Consider the following 15,405-nt stretch of genomic DNA (forward strand, 5'->3'; position numbering starts at 1 on the left):
ATCAAACTAAGTTTGCCCGTTCCATCTTGTTACTTATTATTACATCTATCGTTAATATATATGACACAACGATGAGGAGGGCATCATTCTTCTTATCCGAGTCTTGTATGGGAGCGTGAGATACGTGAATTCAGTAGCTCGTATTGCTGGGAAATTGGCTTACACAGCCTTCGTCGCTTGGTTGATCACGATCATCCTGAAATACGATTTCACTTTGTCCGAACAAACGAAGATGACGTTCAACCGGCGTCGAGTGTGCACCTGGATGTCATCGGGAGTTGCGTGAAAGGTCTATTGTGCCACTCTCTGGCAACCTTGAGCTGCACAAACCGTATGTGGACGAAGTCAAATTACGTTGCTCCTGCGGTGGCGTGATGGAAAGAACACCTGAAATCATTGATGTGTGGTTTGACAGCGGTTCGATGCCTTTTGCCCAGTACCACTACCCTTTTGGCGACAAGCAACAGTTCGAGGATCAGTTTCCTGCAGACATAATCTCTGAAGGAATCGATCAAACGCGCGGTTGGTTTTTTAGTCTATTGACTGTTTCTACCCTTTTTACGGGAAAATCTCCCTACAAGGCTGTTATTTCAACAGGTCACGAATTGGACGAAAATGGCCAGAAAATGTCTAAAAGCAAAGGCAATGTCATCGATCCTTGGGAGATCATCGACGAGTATGGAGCTGACGCCTTTCGCTGGGCCCTCCTCTCCAACAGTGCGCCTTGGAACAGCAAACGGTTTTCCAAACAAATCGTAGCAGAAGCCAAATTCAAAGTAATCGATACGATTCACAACGTCCACGCTTTTTATTCGCTGTACGCCACGATGGATCACTATGTGCCTGATGCAGCTCCCAAGCATGCCGCTGTGAATCAGTTAGATTGTCATTTCCAACGAAGTGATCCATTTGTACCCCGAGGAATGGATCGTTGAAAAACAAGGAAAACTAGGCTTTGCATCCGCATCAGGCTACAATATCACCGTTGCCCTCAATACAGTCATTACAGAGGAACTCGAACAGGAAGGCATCGTTCGCGAGATCATCAGAGCGGTTCAGGATACTCGAAAAAACTCGATTTTCCGATTGAGAAACGAGTGATCCTGACGCTAGACGCGGATGCTTCCTTACAGAACGCACTACAACGCTTTGAGCATGTCCTCCTGGAGGGTGTATTGCTTTCTGAAATCCGGTATGAAAAAGTACCTGGAATGGAGAGCGCTACGATTGGGGATAAGATCACGTACCTGCATATTGAATAAGGAATCGTTCTTCGCTGATTGATCGCAAGGATCACATGCTCCAGGTGATCAATCAACTTCACCTTTCCCCCATCTATGCATCCTTTGCAAGCTGTGAACAAGGACATATGAAAACGAAACGAATAAACACAGAAAAAAAACAGCTAGGCCAGGTGATCGCTTTCGTAATCATCACTCAGCACGTATGCTGGTTTTTATAGTTGGTCGATTGCCAATACTAGTGTGCTTAGACCTTTCTAGCAGATAGTAATAGCGAAAGCGGTTTTCCGGTGACTGGATGAATCGGTTCCTTGCAGCTCTTCAGTTGAAGTCCTGCATCATTCAATTCCTGTATCCAAGACCCGATCGTTCTGAAATACCAAGGCATCTCAGTTTTATATCCTTCACCCATCCCATTAAACGACTCTGTTTTCCAGCCATCTTCATAGCGATCACTATTTGCTACGAAAAACGGATGCAAGGTATGGATAATCAGTACGCCTTCTGACGAGAGAATGGTTGAAAGCGATTGCAAAAGGAGGGTTATGTCTTCAGATAGAATCGAAAAATTACAGACTATGACATCGAAAGCATCACCTAGCTGAGTGGGATTGTCACCCAATTCGGTATAATTCAAATGATGATAGCTTCCACCGCCTAGAGCTTCTGCTCGCTTGATGAGCTCGTTGCTACCATCGATTCCTACAACCTCCAAGCCTTGCTGACTAAGAACGCGAGCCAACCAGCCTTCACCGCAGCCCACATCGAGAACTCTTTTGGGGTGATAACTCGTAATTTCGTTCACTACGGCCTGATCTGTAGCCAGCTTTCTGCTTTCAATTTGTTGTTCACGTACAGACTGTGTCCAAGCTTCCGCATTGGCGACCCAGCTCTGATCCAGTCGATCTTCATTGTGTTTCATGACCAACCTCTCCTTTGCCTTCACGTTGACTTCACATTTCCAACTATGTTTTTATTATAGAGTAATTTTGTCATCATGGATCTCCATCTAAGAAATTTTATTTCTTAATTTTTGTATCATTACGAAATTTATTAACATTTTTCAACTGTGAAATGAAGGAGTGATCAACCTTGTTCGCCATCTTCTTGTTCGTCCTCGCTGGTCTCGCAGAAATCGGCGGCGGTTATATGGTGTGGTTATGGATTCGCGAATCAAAACCAATCTGGTATGGCATCGTAGGGAGTATCATTCTCGTTGTTTATGGGATCATTCCCACTCTGCAAAACTTCCCGAACTTCGGCAGAGTCTATGCCGCATATGGAGGGGTCTTTATTATTTTGGCTGTGCTCTGGGGCTGGGGGATCGACAAAAAAGTCCCGGATCTCTACGATTGGCTGGGTGCGTCCATCTGCGTGATTGGCGTCTCCATTATGCTATGGGCTCCGAGGCACTAACCTTCTCTTGCGTAGTTCACCCTTATCCAATAAAAGGGAAGGTGATCGCATTGAAGTTCGGGGTGAGGAAATCAAGCTTGTTCAAACGGATCATCGCTCGAATCAACCGAACGCGACAGATCGCTGCATGGAAGTGGTCCCGAGATTGGGCGTAGATGAGAAAACCGAAAAAGTATATGTACCATAAAATGTACAAAGCAATAAAAAGGATGTACAAATGAATCGGATGGATGAAAGGGAAACGGAGCTGCTAGGCAACTTGTACCCACTCTTCTCAATCACCTGTTCTGATCTGGCGAATCGAGTTTGTCTTGACGATTGTCTAAACAAGAAAAGCTCTTAGGATTTTTATATCCCAAGAGCATTCTAATTCGTAGTTGGTGCCGGTGAAGGGACTTGAACCCCCACGGTTTCCCTCACGATTTTGAGTCGCGCGCGTCTGCCATTCCGCCACACCGGCAAGTAAAACCTGTACAATGATTGTAACTCGATTCTCTGAAAAAATCAATCCACCTGAAAAGATGGTGCCGGCGATAGGACTTGAACCCACAACCCCCTGATTACAAGTCAGGTGCTCTACCAATTGAGCTACACCGGCATCTTTTACGTCGTCCGTGTATGGTTTTTGTGAACCAGGAGCGACGTTTATTAATTTAACATGAACAAGTATACGAGTCAATAGATTTTTGGATTATTTTTCTGTTCGAGCTAAAATTTCTTCTGCCCACTGATGAAAAGCTGCCAAAGCCTGCTCCACATTCGGAAATACTTCTTCACCTTCACATTGATAATCGGGGAAATCCATGATTCGATTCTTTCTGATACGTACTCCTTCACTTTCACATCGGATCTCCAAAAAGTAAGGGACAGGCTCGTCTACCCCATAGGTGTTTTCCAGAAATTCATAGGTTCTGACCCACTCCAAGATCCTTACTTCCGATGCCTTCAAGCGAAGCACCTGCTCTAAAGACATAATGGTTTCATTGCCGTAATAATGCATCGATCTCAGCCCTTCCAAACACACAGGCGGGAATCTCGTCCCGCCTGCGTCTGATCATCTCTTTACAAGGAAGAAAGGATTTCTCTCAGCTCTTTGACAATAACGGCTTGGTAACCCGTTCCTTCACCGTACTGCTGGAGCATCTGCTCACGTGCTACTTTGATATTAGCCTCATAATCAGGCGCATTGCGATCCGGATTTTGTTGTTTGAAAGCAATCATCACTTCTTGGACATGCTTTGGACGGGGACCCCATTTGCCCAAAACATGGCCACCTGTATCTGCGAAGATGACGACAGGAATCGCACGACCACCCATCGTCAAAAACTCATCCATCAGGTCAAGGTGATCTTCCATCACGAGGATTTCAGTCGGGATTTCCGTATCGGCCAGCGCATTCAGCACTACCGGAACGTTGCGAATGACATCTCCGCACCAATCAGCAGCCAGAATCAGGCAGCGCAGATCATCGCGGTGGCTTAAAGATGCAAAAAAGGCCTGATCTTCTTCACTTGGCCATGCAAAAGCATTGGACCACTCTTGGAATTGCTCTTTATTTTTTGTCATTCCTTCTACGAAAGCTTGTGGTTTCAATCCACTACGGAATTTATGTGCTACATTGACTGCCATCTGCTTCTCCTCCTGTAAAAAAACGTTCCTTACACCTTCCACGTAACAGTGAAATATCCTCTATTCTTCTACACTTCCAAGCGTGTCATTCCTTTGGTTCAACAGGACTCTCAGCGCTTTCCTCCTGCTTGGCCAGCTCCATCATTTTTTGCAGTAAAATGTGCTGCGGCATATGCATCAGTCTCTCCAATGGAACATCAAGTGCTTCGGCCAGCTTGACTGCGGTCTCCGCGGATATTTGTAATGGGCGCACACGATCAACTCCTTTCTCGGTCACTAGGCTATCGTTTAAGTATAATACAGGGATCGGAGGCAGACCAGCGTACAGCGAACGAAGGTTCACATCTCAAACAAAAAAATAATCCCATTCCTCAGAAAAGGGATTATCTCTTGGTTCTTTGACAGCCAGCTCGAACTAGCATGCCATTACTTTTTTGTCAGGATGCACGGAACTCCATAGCCGATGGCGCCCGGTTCAGACATCTTTTCAAGATAGGCCAATCCCTGTGCGCACTGTTGCTTACATACCTGACAAGTAGTTGAGGTGACCATTTTCAAGTTTACCTGATTGGAATGCTGTCGCTTGTCTTTTTTGATTTTCTTACCTTTGGCCATCTGACATTCCTCCATTAGCCCTGGATTCAATCCAGTCTATGAAAGAGAACAACCCTGTTCTTTAGGCAAAAGTACAAAAAAACAGGCATTCGGGGGAAATGGGCCGAGAGCCACCTGGCGCATACCAAAGAAGACGAGAAAAAAGCCACTGTCTCGTGAACGTCAAATAGGCCCCACCTAGTAGGTAGATGGGAGCCAGCATATGATAGATGGAGATTAAGGAACACGGCAGGTATTCGGCAACGAAGTTGACCACGGCATAAACGGTTCCAGTGCCTTCGGCTCATGAATATCTGAAAGCTGTGGCAATTTTTCGAATAGGTACTGAAGATACCGGAACGGGTGTAGCCCATTTTCTTTTGCCGTCTCGATGACACTGTAAATAGTAGCGCTCGCCGTTGCTCCCCGTGGAGTATTCGCAAACAGCCAGTTTTTACGCCCGATCACAAATGGCTTGATCCACAGATACGAAGTGGTTTCTGCCGATTTCCCAGGCTCCTTCAACACTTGCAACGTCGTCTCATCCGCATGCAGCACCTCTTGTTTGAGCAGATAATCCTTCATTCCCTCCACAATCAGCGTTAGCCATTTCTCTGCACCATAGATCATCCAATTTGCCATCGTTTGCCGCGACAACGTATAGCCCATACGGGCAAACTGTTGCTCTTGCCTGTAGAGTGGCATGCTATCCACGTATTTTTGGCACATCGTATACGCCATCGCTGAAGGAGAGGCCAAACTACCCGGATACACGGGCTTTGGCATCGGAGCAGTGATGATTGGAGTTTGTAGCTCATGTCGTTCGCAGTGACGGCAGGCATATACCTGCCGCACATGCTGAACGACTTTCACCTGTGCGGGTACCATGGCAAGTTCACTACGCGTCTCCGTAGTCATGCTGGAGTTGTTCCAAGGTGAGGGATTTCGTTCTTGTTTTCATAGGGGATTCATTCGACAAACCCAGGGGAAATTCCTTCAAAGAGATGACTTTGCTCAAATGACCACTTTAGGTGAATCGCCAGGATGGGCGTGCTGTTGTGATAAGCCAAAAGCCCGCATGATCTCACTGAAGGATCTTGAGCTTGTCCCGCCTCCTGTTACAAAACACAAATAATGCGGCGGAAAACGGATCAAGCGAAAACTGTTCCTGGACGATCGCGGGCCAAACCGTCAATCGATTTACGCAAATCCGTCGTGCCACAAGCGAGATACACCTGCGAAGTTCCCGTCAGATTTCGCATTCGGGGCTCAGCGCGGCGACCACAGAATCCATCCTTTTCTGAATGATGATGGATTCATTGTGACAGACTCTGGTTTCCAGAAACAGGTGGGGGATTTGACGCTTACACTGTCTCGAACACGACAGCGGCTTCCATCCATACCTGGTATTATTCTGCAAGCATTGTTTTTAGCTCTTTCTCCAGCGTAGCCGCATCAATCATACCAATGATTTTTTTGCGAACCACGCCCTGCTGGTCGATCAAATAAGTCGTGGGAAAGGCCATGACCTTGTAACGGTCAGATACCGCACCCGTCACGTCCATCGGGATTGGAAAAGTCAGCTTGTACGTCTGTACGAACTCCATCGCCGTTTCCGGATTATCATTGGAAGTTACGTTCACGCCGTAAAGGTCAACTTCTTTTCCATATTTCTCAAAGATTTTTTGAAGGTCTGGCGCTTCCATTTTGCATGGACCACACCAGGATGCCCAGAAGTTCACGATGACGGGTTTGTCCCGCTTTCCCTCCACTCTGTACACCTGATTGTTCAGTCCAGTCAATGTAAAGTGGGGAGCTTGATAGCCCACTTCCGGTTTTTGCTCGTTCGCAAAGACATGGGCTCCACCCTGTGGCTGGCCGACGAATAGATACCCGACTCCCACAGCCAGAAACATTGCCAATACCAGCTTTTTCATTTCATCCCTCAGCTTTCTCGGTTAGAATCCCGTAAAGCCCCCGTACAGTTGAATCAACACGCGTGTAATGTCCGTCAACTTATCCGTATACAGCAAAACACCAAACAAAATCATGATGACCCCACCAGCCTTCATAAAGCGATCAGAGTACTTGACGATCGCATTGACTTTGCTGATGAAAAAGGTCATGACAAAGAACGGGATGGCAAAACCAAATGTGTATGCCAATGTGTACGTCAAAGCCAAGGAAGGCTCAGACACGCCCATGACAATAATCCCCGAGAGGATTGGACCTACACATGGAGTCCAGCCCGCGGCATACGTCATGCCTACCAGTATAGAACCAGTATACCCCAAAGGTCGCGATTTTAAATCAATCTTCCAGGTGCGCATCATCCAGTCCATCTTGAAAACCTGAAGCATCACGAGTCCGATGATCACCAGTAATATTCCACCAAGCTGTCGAATCAAGTCCTGTTGATTGACAAACATGCTCCCAATCCAGGATGTGGACAAACCAAGTGCGATAAAGATAATGGAAAATCCAATGATAAAAAACAAGGTGTGCAGCAACGCTTGCTTTTGAAAAACAGCTTTCCCCTTCTTCACCTCATCTACCGTCACGCCCGTAATATAAGACAAAAAGGACGGATAGAGCGGTAAACAGCAAGGAGAAATAAACGAGAGAAAGCCCGCCGCGAAGGCTAGTAAGACAGAAAGTTCTCCACCCATGAGTACCTCCAAAATTGATACAGATAATCCTATTGTAGCGAATCTTACCAGAAGCCAAAAGCAGGTTGGACACTTTGTCTTAAATACGTGACAATTATCATCACATAATATTTGTTATGTTAACTGTTATGCGGTCTTTCTTTAGGTAAAGAGCGCTCGAAAACTCCCATATCGAGTTTAACCCCTACCTTGTAGGTTCACGTGTGTGCATCGCGAATTTGAGCCATTGGATAGCATCGATCGATGACCGCTTATCCCTTGACCATCTACGGTTACGAACTTCCCTGTTGAGGTTAGTGCTTTCATGCAATTTGATTTCGTACTTTTCTTCACTGTTTGTAAATTCCTCCTTCGTATAATCAATAACATGATCAGCACCCAAAGACTTTACCAGCTCTAGATTGGTTGTTCTGCATACCCCGGTTACTTCAGCCCCAAAGCACTTCGCAAGCTGTACCGCCGAAGATCCTACCGCTCCAGAAGCGCCATAGATCAGTACTTTTTACCCGTTTTGAATGTTCCCTTTCCTGTACATGAATGGACTATTGAAGGCCCGCACTCGGCAATCTCCGGATGTGACAGTCGTCGCATGGACTTTAACCCGAATTTTCCTTGTCCTTGTGGACGGGCGTTTCTACGTCCTGCAGCTCCAAAACATCTGCCGATCCATATTTCGTGCATACAATCGCTTCCATATTCTTCCTCCAATAACCGATATTTTTTAAGAGTATATTTGGAACAGAGGTTTGACATGCAGAAACCAAGTACAGGCTGTTGGAAAGTGTACGCATGTCGGGCAAGTACCTCATTCACAAAAAAATCTTCCCCATTTCTATCATGAGGAAGATCTTATCGTTGACCATTCATGTATCGTTATCAGGTACCGCAAAAGGTTTGGTAAGGACGGTTTGATTGCATGGGCTGTGTATAGGTCTCATCGATGACTTGATCATACACATAAGGGTGGGACAAGACTTCAAGCAGCTTCTCCATCACACTGTAGTCCCCTTGTTCCACTGCAGCTTCCAAAGCCTCTTCTACACGGTGATTTCGAGGGATTACGGAAGGATTACTCTTTCGCATCAATTCGAGTGAGGCAGCTTTTGATTCCTGCTGCCTGCCGAGTCTCGCGTGCCATTGCTCATGCCATTGGGTAAATTCCGTTGAGCAAAACAGACCGGTATCCTCTGGCTTATCGTTTGTCAAAGCTCTGAAAGTATTGGTGAAATCTGCACGATTCTCTTGCATGATGCTGAGGAGGCGGTTGATCAGGTCCTCGTCCTCTGTCTCTTCGCTGAAGATACCGAGTTTTGCTCTCATACCTTGAAGCCACTGATGCTGATAGAGCGCGGGAAACTTTTTAATCTCATCTTCAGCCATTTTGACCGCTACATCCGCGTTTTCATGAATCAGTGGCAAAAGGGTCTCCGCATATCTGGCCAGATTCCAAGCGGCAATATACGGCTGATTGCCATAGGCATAACGCCCCTGAACATCGATGGAGCTGAATACGGTGGCCGGGTCATACGCATCCATGAAAGCACATGGGCCATAATCGATGGTTTCTCCGCTAATGGCCATGTTGTCGGTGTTCATTACCCCGTGGATAAAGCCGACGAGCTGCCACTTGGCAATCAAACCTGCCTGTCGCTTGATCACTTCCTGAAGCAAAGAAAGATAGCGGTTTTCATCCTTTGCAACCAGAGGATAATGTCGCTCCACTGTATAGTCCGCAAGAGCCTTAAGTTCGTCTTCAGTCCCCCATTGTCTAGCGAATTGAAAGGTGCCCACTCGCAAGTGACTGGCTGCCACGCGAGTCAAGATGGCTCCAGGCAGCTCTGTTTCACGGTGGATGTACTCACCCGTTTCTACGACTGCAAGGCTGCGGGTTGTCGGGATGCCAAGCGCATGCATCGCTTCACTGATGATGTATTCACGGAGCATGGGACCTAGTGCTGCCCGACCATCTCCTCTTCTGGAATACGGAGTTCTACCCGAACCTTTTAATTGAATATCGAACCGTTCACCTTGAGGTGTTATTTGTTCACCAAGCAGGATCGCTCTACCGTCCCCTAGCATGGTAAAATGACCGAATTGATGCCCGGCATACGCTTGTGCGAGAGGTATTGCACCTTCAGGGATCAAGTTTCCTGCAAAAGCCGCCACTCCTTCCTTGCTTTTGAGCGCTTGCACGTTTAGACCAAGTTCCTTCGCCAGTGGTTCATTCAAGATCCCCAGAGTTGGCGAGCTTACAGGAGGAGGACTGAGTTTCGAAAAAAACGATTGCGGCAAACGCACATAGCTATTGTCAAAATTCCATCCTGGCTCGATCGAAGCTTTTTCCTCTTTCATTTTTTCTCCTTTTTAAAGCGGTAGATTTTTCTTCTGTCCATTTATTATACCCTTTCCCCTCACCGACTCCCTTTTTTTGTGCACGACATTGCATGACAAAGTGTATTTCCGTTCTCCCACCACAAAATCAACATCGGTTCGTTTTATTACCATTTGGAAAGTTTTTATTCCTACGTTTTCAGATATTTTTAAATTTTATTTGAATTTTTTGACTTTCTTAACTTGGCATGCTTCATGCATGAATGCCTTGTAACACTATTACCATGAGGTGATTCGAGTATGAACGTCAACCAAACAAGAAGAAAATACGGCCTTTCTACCACTGCGATTCATGCGGGTACGGATACCGATCCCCGAACCGGTTCTTTGGCTACCCCCATCTACCAGACCTCGACGTTTGTTTTTTCCTCCGTCGAAGAAGGCGCAAAACGTTTTGCTGGCGAAGAATCTGGATATATGTATTCACGGCTTGGCAACCCGACTGTCCATGTCCTGGAAGAAAAAGTTGCCGCTTTGGAAAAGGCAGAAGCCGGCCTTGCCTTTGCCTCTGGAATGGCAGCAGTTTCAGCCGTACTCATGGCTCTCGTCAGAACAGGCGATCATATTCTCGGAACCGAAGGACTATACGGCTGCACCTATGGTTTGCTCAATTTGATGAAAGACCGCTTTCATGTTGACTACACGCTTTGTGACATGACAGATGAGGAGTCGATCCGTGCTCATCTTCTGCCATCGACCAAAGTCATCTATATCGAAACCCCGATCAATCCAACCATGAAGCTGGTTGATTTGGAGCTGGTTGCGAAAATTGCCAAAGAAGCAGATGCTTATGTGGTGGTCGATAACACCTTCATGTCCCCTTATTTGCAGAGACCTATCGAGTACGGCTGTGACATTGTCATTCACAGTGCTACCAAGTATATCGGTGGGCACGGGGATGTCATTGCTGGTATCGCTGTCGGTCCGAAGTCTATCGTGGACACGATTCGCATGACCACCCAAAAAGACATCGGCGGGATTCTCGCTCCCTTTGACGCTTACCTGCTGATTCGCGGATTGAAAACACTCGGAGTACGAATGGATCGTCATTGCGAAAACGGCGGGAAAGTTGCCGCGTTCCTGCATCAACACCCCAAAGTAGCTGCTGTTTACTACCCTGGGTTGCCACAGTTTCCCCAATACGCGCTAGCCTGTAAGCAAATGGACGGCTTTGGAGGCATTCTTTCCTTTGAACTGAAGGGCGGCATGGATGCAGGCATTCGCATGATGAACAACGTGCAATTATGCAAACGAGCCGTAAGTCTTGGTGATGTGGATTCCCTCATCCAGCACCCTGCATCCATGACGCACTCCGTCATTCCGGCTGAAGAACGAGCAAGAATGGGCATTACTGACGGGCTTATTCGATTGTCTGTCGGTCTTGAGGATGTTGAAGATATTATCGATGATTTGGATATAGCCCTTTCATTTGCTTAAACTCTTGCGCCTAGTACATATCGTACTAGGCTTTCTTTTGCTATGATAGGAACAAGATGACAGAATGCGGAACTTTTGAGAATGGATGGGATCGCATTGAGGGGTATCACTTTAGAGATCAAAGGCGTAAACCGCGTTGGGATTACACACGAGGTCATTGCTTGCATTGCTGCTAACCAGCTAGACATCATCGGCATGGAAGTGAGACCGCATTACATTTATGTGAAAATCCCTCCCGTGCCTGCAAGCCAGATTACCACCATCGTGGAAAGGATCTCGCAGGTATCAGGGGTGGAACAGACTACAGTAATCCCATGCCTTCCTGCTGAAGAGCGTGAAAATCGAATACGTACGATCCTGACCACTGTTTCGGAAGGAATCCTGCTCTTAGACGATCAATTGCGTGTGACAACGATCAACCGTGCCGCTCAAGCGATGCTGAAAATGGAGCCAGGACAACTGTTGTATCACTCGATCGAAAAGCTGTGGGGCGAGGCTGTAAGCGAGATCAGACGCTGTATGCTTGAAGCAATCGATCTGCCGAGTGTTCCAGTAAGCCTATTGGTCGCACAAAAGATACCGATGACGTTCGTCTGCAGCTATCATCCGATCGTTTCCCCTGAAAAAAGCGAACAACAAGGCGTTGTCATCGTTCTCAGAGACCATAAACAAATGCAAGAACTGCTTTCTACCGTACAAAAAGGTGAAGTATTCACTTTCGACGAAATCATTCAGCAAAGTGCCAATATGAGACAGTGCATCGAGACAGCAAAACGCATCGCCAAAAGTGATGCTACTGTTTTTTTACAGGGTGAGAGCGGAACAGGAAAAGAGCTGTTTGCCAAGGCGATCCACTTCGAAAGCAATCGGGCTGCTGGACCTTTTGTCCCTATCAACTGCGCGGCGATTCCGGACACACTGTTGGAAAGCGAGCTCTTTGGATATGAGCAAGGTGCTTTTACAGGGGCGTTAAAGGGCGGAAAACTCGGACTGTTTGAAATCGCGCAGGGTGGTACTTTGTTTCTCGACGAAATCGGAGATCTACCCTTGCATTTACAAGTGAAGCTGCTGCGTGTATTGGAGGAACGTCGCGTACGTAGGGTGGGTGGCAGCAGGACGATCTCGATCGACCTACGGATTATTGCGGCAACCAATCGTAATCTTGCTGACATGACGAGCAAGGGACAGTTTCGCGAAGACTTATATTATCGCTTGCACGTCATTCCGATCCTGATACCACCGCTTCGCGAACGAAAAAGTGACATCCCGATGCTCGCACAGTTTTTTATGCAAAAAGTATGTCGCACTACGAACCAACCCACGATGCTCCTCTCCCGCTCTGCGATCCATGCCCTGCAAGCACACAACTGGCCAGGAAACGTACGGGAGCTGCAAAATGTGCTGGAGCGAGCTGTTTACCTTTGTCCCGGTAACGAGATTTCAGCCGAGCATTTGTATCTGGATATCCAGCAAGAGGTATCTGTCCACGAAGAACACTCTTCTTCACAGTCATCCACACTTCTGCGTGAGCAAATGGATTCCTATGAAAAAGGTTTGGTCGCGAACGCCCTGAAAAAGCACACCTCCATACGGCAAGCAGCTGCTTATCTGGGTGTCAGTCATACAGCAGTCCTGCAAAAAATGAAAAAATACGGGTTGCATCTTCGTAATTAGAAGGATGCGACCCGTACTTTTATTTTCCTTTGAGAGGTTCTCTGCAACTATCAATGATCCATTGACTGTCTGATATAGATCTGATGGATAGGAGTAGAGATCATCTCAAACACTTCCATTACCCAGACTGCTTGTTTCCCTTTTTTAATGAATATCATGCTTTTTGAAATTACCGCCCTTTACTTCTGCTACGTCATAGATCGTAACAAAGGCATTCTCGTCAATGTCATGGATGATTTCTTTCATTTTACTTTCTTCCATGCGGTTGATGACACAAGTAATTTCTTTAAACTGCTCATGTGAATATCCACCGTAAGCATCCTTATAGGTTGCACTTCGACCCAGGCGATCACGAATCGTCTCTACCATTTTTTCTGGTTGTCTCGTAATAATCTTGAAGGTTTTAGAACCGCTTAAACCTTCCTCCACAATGTGAATGACTTTAGAAGCGATGTAGTATGCAATGGCTGAAAGTATTGCCCCTTGAAGTCCAAATACAGTAGAGACAACTATAAATACAAACATGTTCAAGAACAGGATGAGGTCACTCGTTCCAAAAGGCAGTTTACGCGAAAGTAGAACGGCTAACATATCAATACCATCTAATGCGCCACCATTACGCAAAGCTAGACCCATACCAAAACCGATAATGATCCCACCGACAACGGTAACTAACAATGTATCGCCTTGAACGATGGTTGGAATATGGTGCATCAGGCTAGTGCCAACTGCCAGTGAAGCGATGCCGACAACGGAATAAATGGCAAAGCTTTTACCGATTTGCTTGTACCCTAACCAAACAAAAGGAATGTTAAAAACAGCAATGAGGAGTCCCAATGGCAATCCAAACAATTGTGAACCAACGATGCTGAGACCAGTCACACCTCCATCGGATACATTGTTTGGGATGAGTACAGCTTCGAGGCCGTATGCCGCGATCAGTGCCCCAATAATGATCAATAATAAACGTGAAGCGATCTTCAGTGGATAGGACTTTTGCTTTGTACGGTTATTCATTCGGTTACCTCGTTTCCTACTTCTTTTTTGTTAATACCTACATTATCCAAAAAAGAGACGGATCATCTCCGTCTCTTTCCCTCTACAGTTCCTTCTTACTTCTGAATACTAATTTTGCTTCCATCTTTCAAGAGGGTTTGACCTTTGACAACCACTTGATCTCCAGCACTCAGACCCGACAGCACTTCAATTTTGTCACTGGAGGATTTACCCGTCGTGATTTCAACCTGCTTCACAACGTCTCCTTCCAGTTTGAATACGTACTGTTGACCGCTGCGCTCGAAGACAGCTTGACGGGAGACAACCAGACCGGAAGCACCTTCAGATCCAGCAGCCGGGAAGGTAACGTTGACCACCATATCCGACTTCAGCTCATTAGAAGGATTCGGAATAGAGATCTCGATCGGATACGCCTTCAGCTGGCTGTTCATGACCGGGCTGACGGCTGTTACCTTCGCGTCCAAGGTTTGATCCGTAGATTGAACATGTACTTTCACAGGTGTTCCAACCGCAATTTTTGTGATTTCTGCCTCAGACAAATTGGCTTTCACGATTAGCGGGTTTGTATTTACGATGACAACGACAGGTGACTGACCTGCCATTTGTCCGACCGCTCCATTTACACTGGAGACAAAGCCGTCGATTGGAGATGTAACCGTTGCATTGGCCAATTGTTCCTTGGCATTTTGCAGGTTTACAGCCGCTTGCTTCACAGATGCCTCAGACACCTGCAGGCCCGTTTTTTGGGAAGCCATTTGCAGATTTTCTTGAGCGTTGGTGTATGCAAGCTGTGCATTGGTCAGCTGGGTATTCGCTTGCTCCATTTGCTGCGAGGAGATCGCACCTTGTGTGAACAAGTTTTGCATCCGCTGCTGATTCACTTTTGCATCATTCAATGAAATCTCTGCTTGCTTCAATCCGTTTTGTGCTTGAACCAAGCCTTGATCCGAGCTGCTGCCACTTTGCTTCAAACTGGCTTGAGCCACAGCGTATGCCGCTTCTGCCTGTTGTACGCCGTTGATCAAATCCTGTTCATCCAGTTTAAACAACACTTGACCTTTGCTCACCTGCTGACCGAGCTTGACTGGAAGGGAAGTGAGCTTCCCTCCCGATTTTGGCATCACCTGTACTTCCTCGCTTGGAGCTAGCTTTGCGGTAATACCTGCCTCCGAATCAACCGTTCCATTCGACACTGCGTCTACTTGTACAGGGGTGACTGATTCTGCCTTTTCTTCGGTAGGTGCGGCCGCTTCCGGAGCGGAGCACCCTCCCACCACCAGGGATATGGCTAATAGTGCCAATATGACGGGTTTCATACTTCTATTCATAATGTCCCT

General features: G+C 46.7%; 15 protein-coding genes, 2 tRNA genes and 3 pseudogenes. 5 read left to right on the forward strand and 15 right to left on the reverse strand.

Going from position 1 to position 15,405, the window contains the following annotated elements:
• Positions 1-124: 124 nt before the first annotated feature.
• Together JZI27_RS15595 and JZI27_RS15600 are read left to right on the forward strand one after the other, a co-directional pair.
• Positions 125-286, forward strand: a complete 162-nt coding sequence (locus JZI27_RS15595; RefSeq protein WP_183184791.1) for a hypothetical protein — start codon at positions 125-127, stop codon at positions 284-286.
• A pseudogene (locus tag JZI27_RS15600) lies at positions 246-1,262 on the forward strand (class I tRNA ligase family protein); the annotation flags it as partial. The gene JZI27_RS15595 and the pseudogene JZI27_RS15600, both read left to right, overlap by 41 nt.
• A 226-nt stretch (positions 1,263-1,488) precedes the next feature.
• On the opposite strand, the gene JZI27_RS15605 reads toward JZI27_RS15600, so the two are convergent.
• Positions 1,489-2,163 carry a class I SAM-dependent methyltransferase gene (locus JZI27_RS15605; protein WP_251244667.1) on the reverse strand — a complete coding sequence of 225 codons (675 nt, stop codon included), beginning with the start codon at positions 2,161-2,163 and terminating at the stop codon, positions 1,489-1,491.
• A 170-nt stretch (positions 2,164-2,333) separates the two neighbouring features.
• Here JZI27_RS15605 and JZI27_RS15610 point away from each other — a divergent pair, with 170 nt between their 5' ends.
• Positions 2,334-2,657, forward strand: a complete 324-nt coding sequence (locus JZI27_RS15610) for a YnfA family protein (protein WP_122907466.1) — start codon at positions 2,334-2,336, stop codon at positions 2,655-2,657.
• A gap of 378 nt (positions 2,658-3,035) precedes the next feature.
• On the opposite strand, the gene JZI27_RS15615 is transcribed toward JZI27_RS15610, so the two are convergent.
• From JZI27_RS15615 to JZI27_RS15665, 12 genes and pseudogenes are all read right to left on the reverse strand, one after another.
• Positions 3,036-3,117 (reverse strand) — tRNA-Leu (locus JZI27_RS15615).
• Between the two features lie 62 nt (positions 3,118-3,179).
• Positions 3,180-3,255 (reverse strand) — tRNA-Thr (locus JZI27_RS15620).
• 93 nt (positions 3,256-3,348) lie between these two features.
• Positions 3,349-3,657, reverse strand: a complete 309-nt coding sequence (locus JZI27_RS15625) for a hypothetical protein (protein WP_122909285.1) — start codon at positions 3,655-3,657, stop codon at positions 3,349-3,351.
• A gap of 62 nt (positions 3,658-3,719) precedes the next feature.
• Positions 3,720-4,286, reverse strand: a complete 567-nt coding sequence (locus tag JZI27_RS15630) for a thioredoxin family protein (protein ID WP_122909286.1) — start codon at positions 4,284-4,286, stop codon at positions 3,720-3,722.
• A gap of 85 nt (positions 4,287-4,371) precedes the next feature.
• Positions 4,372-4,539, reverse strand: coding sequence for a YycC family protein (locus tag JZI27_RS15635; protein ID WP_122909287.1), 168 nt, complete (start codon positions 4,537-4,539; stop codon positions 4,372-4,374).
• 173 nt (positions 4,540-4,712) lie between these two features.
• Positions 4,713-4,901 (reverse strand): hypothetical protein, encoded by a 189-nt coding sequence (locus JZI27_RS15640; RefSeq protein WP_122909288.1) that lies wholly within the window; start codon positions 4,899-4,901, stop codon positions 4,713-4,715.
• 216 nt (positions 4,902-5,117) lie between these two features.
• Positions 5,118-5,798 (reverse strand): annotated as a pseudogene (locus JZI27_RS15645) (IS66 family transposase); the annotation flags it as partial.
• 166 nt (positions 5,799-5,964) lie between these two features.
• Complete coding sequence (gene tnpB, locus JZI27_RS25060; protein ID WP_481752818.1) at positions 5,965-6,102, reverse strand: IS66 family insertion sequence element accessory protein TnpB; 138 nt, start codon at positions 6,100-6,102, stop codon at positions 5,965-5,967.
• Between the two features lie 187 nt (positions 6,103-6,289).
• The gene (locus JZI27_RS15650; RefSeq protein ID WP_280208173.1) at positions 6,290-6,817 is read right to left on the reverse strand and encodes a TlpA family protein disulfide reductase; all 528 of its coding nucleotides are present in this window, start codon (positions 6,815-6,817) and stop codon (positions 6,290-6,292) included.
• Between the two features lie 21 nt (positions 6,818-6,838).
• Entirely contained in the window at positions 6,839-7,549 is a 711-nt protein-coding gene (locus JZI27_RS15655) for a cytochrome c biogenesis CcdA family protein (protein ID WP_122909291.1), read from the reverse strand.
• Positions 7,550-7,810: 261 nt separating this feature from the next.
• Positions 7,811-8,244 (reverse strand): annotated as a pseudogene (locus tag JZI27_RS15660) (zinc-binding dehydrogenase); the annotation flags it as partial.
• Positions 8,245-8,425: 181 nt separating this feature from the next.
• Positions 8,426-9,901: a protein adenylyltransferase SelO gene (locus tag JZI27_RS15665; RefSeq protein WP_280208175.1), complete on the reverse strand. Its 1,476-nt coding sequence runs from the start codon at positions 9,899-9,901 to the stop codon at positions 8,426-8,428.
• 279 nt (positions 9,902-10,180) lie between these two features.
• Here JZI27_RS15665 and megL point away from each other — a divergent pair, with 279 nt between their 5' ends.
• Together megL and JZI27_RS15675 are read left to right on the forward strand one after the other, a co-directional pair.
• On the forward strand, positions 10,181-11,377 hold the full coding sequence (gene megL / locus JZI27_RS15670) for a methionine gamma-lyase (RefSeq protein WP_251244733.1): 1,197 nt from the start codon (positions 10,181-10,183) through the stop codon (positions 11,375-11,377).
• Positions 11,378-11,473: 96 nt separating this feature from the next.
• Positions 11,474-13,051 carry a sigma 54-interacting transcriptional regulator gene (locus JZI27_RS15675; RefSeq protein ID WP_280208178.1) on the forward strand — a complete coding sequence of 526 codons (1,578 nt, stop codon included), beginning with the start codon at positions 11,474-11,476 and terminating at the stop codon, positions 13,049-13,051.
• A gap of 144 nt (positions 13,052-13,195) precedes the next feature.
• Here the strand turns inward: JZI27_RS15675 and JZI27_RS15680 are convergent, their stop codons facing one another.
• Entirely contained in the window at positions 13,196-14,068 is an 873-nt protein-coding gene (locus JZI27_RS15680) for a YitT family protein (RefSeq protein ID WP_280208180.1), read from the reverse strand.
• A gap of 95 nt (positions 14,069-14,163) precedes the next feature.
• Positions 14,164-15,396 carry an efflux RND transporter periplasmic adaptor subunit gene (locus tag JZI27_RS15685; RefSeq protein WP_280208182.1) on the reverse strand — a complete coding sequence of 411 codons (1,233 nt, stop codon included), beginning with the start codon at positions 15,394-15,396 and terminating at the stop codon, positions 14,164-14,166.
• Positions 15,397-15,405: the final 9 nt, after the last annotated feature.

It is taken from the genome of Brevibacillus sp. AY1, from assembly GCF_029870785.1.
Taxonomy (GTDB): Bacteria; Bacillota; Bacilli; order Brevibacillales; family Brevibacillaceae; genus Brevibacillus; species Brevibacillus invocatus.

Bases quoted from the DNA above. Each gene is read 5' to 3' on its own strand.
- JZI27_RS15605 (WP_251244667.1), bottom strand. From the start codon at position 2,163: ATGAAACACAATGAAGATCGACTGGATCAGAGCTGGGTCGCCAATGCG.
- JZI27_RS15625 (WP_122909285.1), bottom strand. From the start codon at position 3,657: ATGCATTATTACGGCAATGAAACCATTATGTCTTTAGAGCAGGTGCTT.
- JZI27_RS15630 (WP_122909286.1), bottom strand. From the start codon at position 4,286: ATGGCAGTCAATGTAGCACATAAATTCCGTAGTGGATTGAAACCACAA.
- JZI27_RS15640 (WP_122909288.1), bottom strand. From the start codon at position 4,901: ATGGCCAAAGGTAAGAAAATCAAAAAAGACAAGCGACAGCATTCCAAT.
- JZI27_RS15650 (WP_280208173.1), bottom strand. From the start codon at position 6,817: ATGAAAAAGCTGGTATTGGCAATGTTTCTGGCTGTGGGAGTCGGGTAT.
- JZI27_RS15655 (WP_122909291.1), bottom strand. From the start codon at position 7,549: ATGGGTGGAGAACTTTCTGTCTTACTAGCCTTCGCGGCGGGCTTTCTC.
- JZI27_RS15665 (WP_280208175.1), bottom strand. From the start codon at position 9,901: ATGAAAGAGGAAAAAGCTTCGATCGAGCCAGGATGGAATTTTGACAAT.
- megL (WP_251244733.1), top strand. From the start codon at position 10,181: ATGAACGTCAACCAAACAAGAAGAAAATACGGCCTTTCTACCACTGCG.
- JZI27_RS15680 (WP_280208180.1), bottom strand. From the start codon at position 14,068: ATGAATAACCGTACAAAGCAAAAGTCCTATCCACTGAAGATCGCTTCA.
- JZI27_RS15685 (WP_280208182.1), bottom strand. From the start codon at position 15,396: ATGAATAGAAGTATGAAACCCGTCATATTGGCACTATTAGCCATATCC.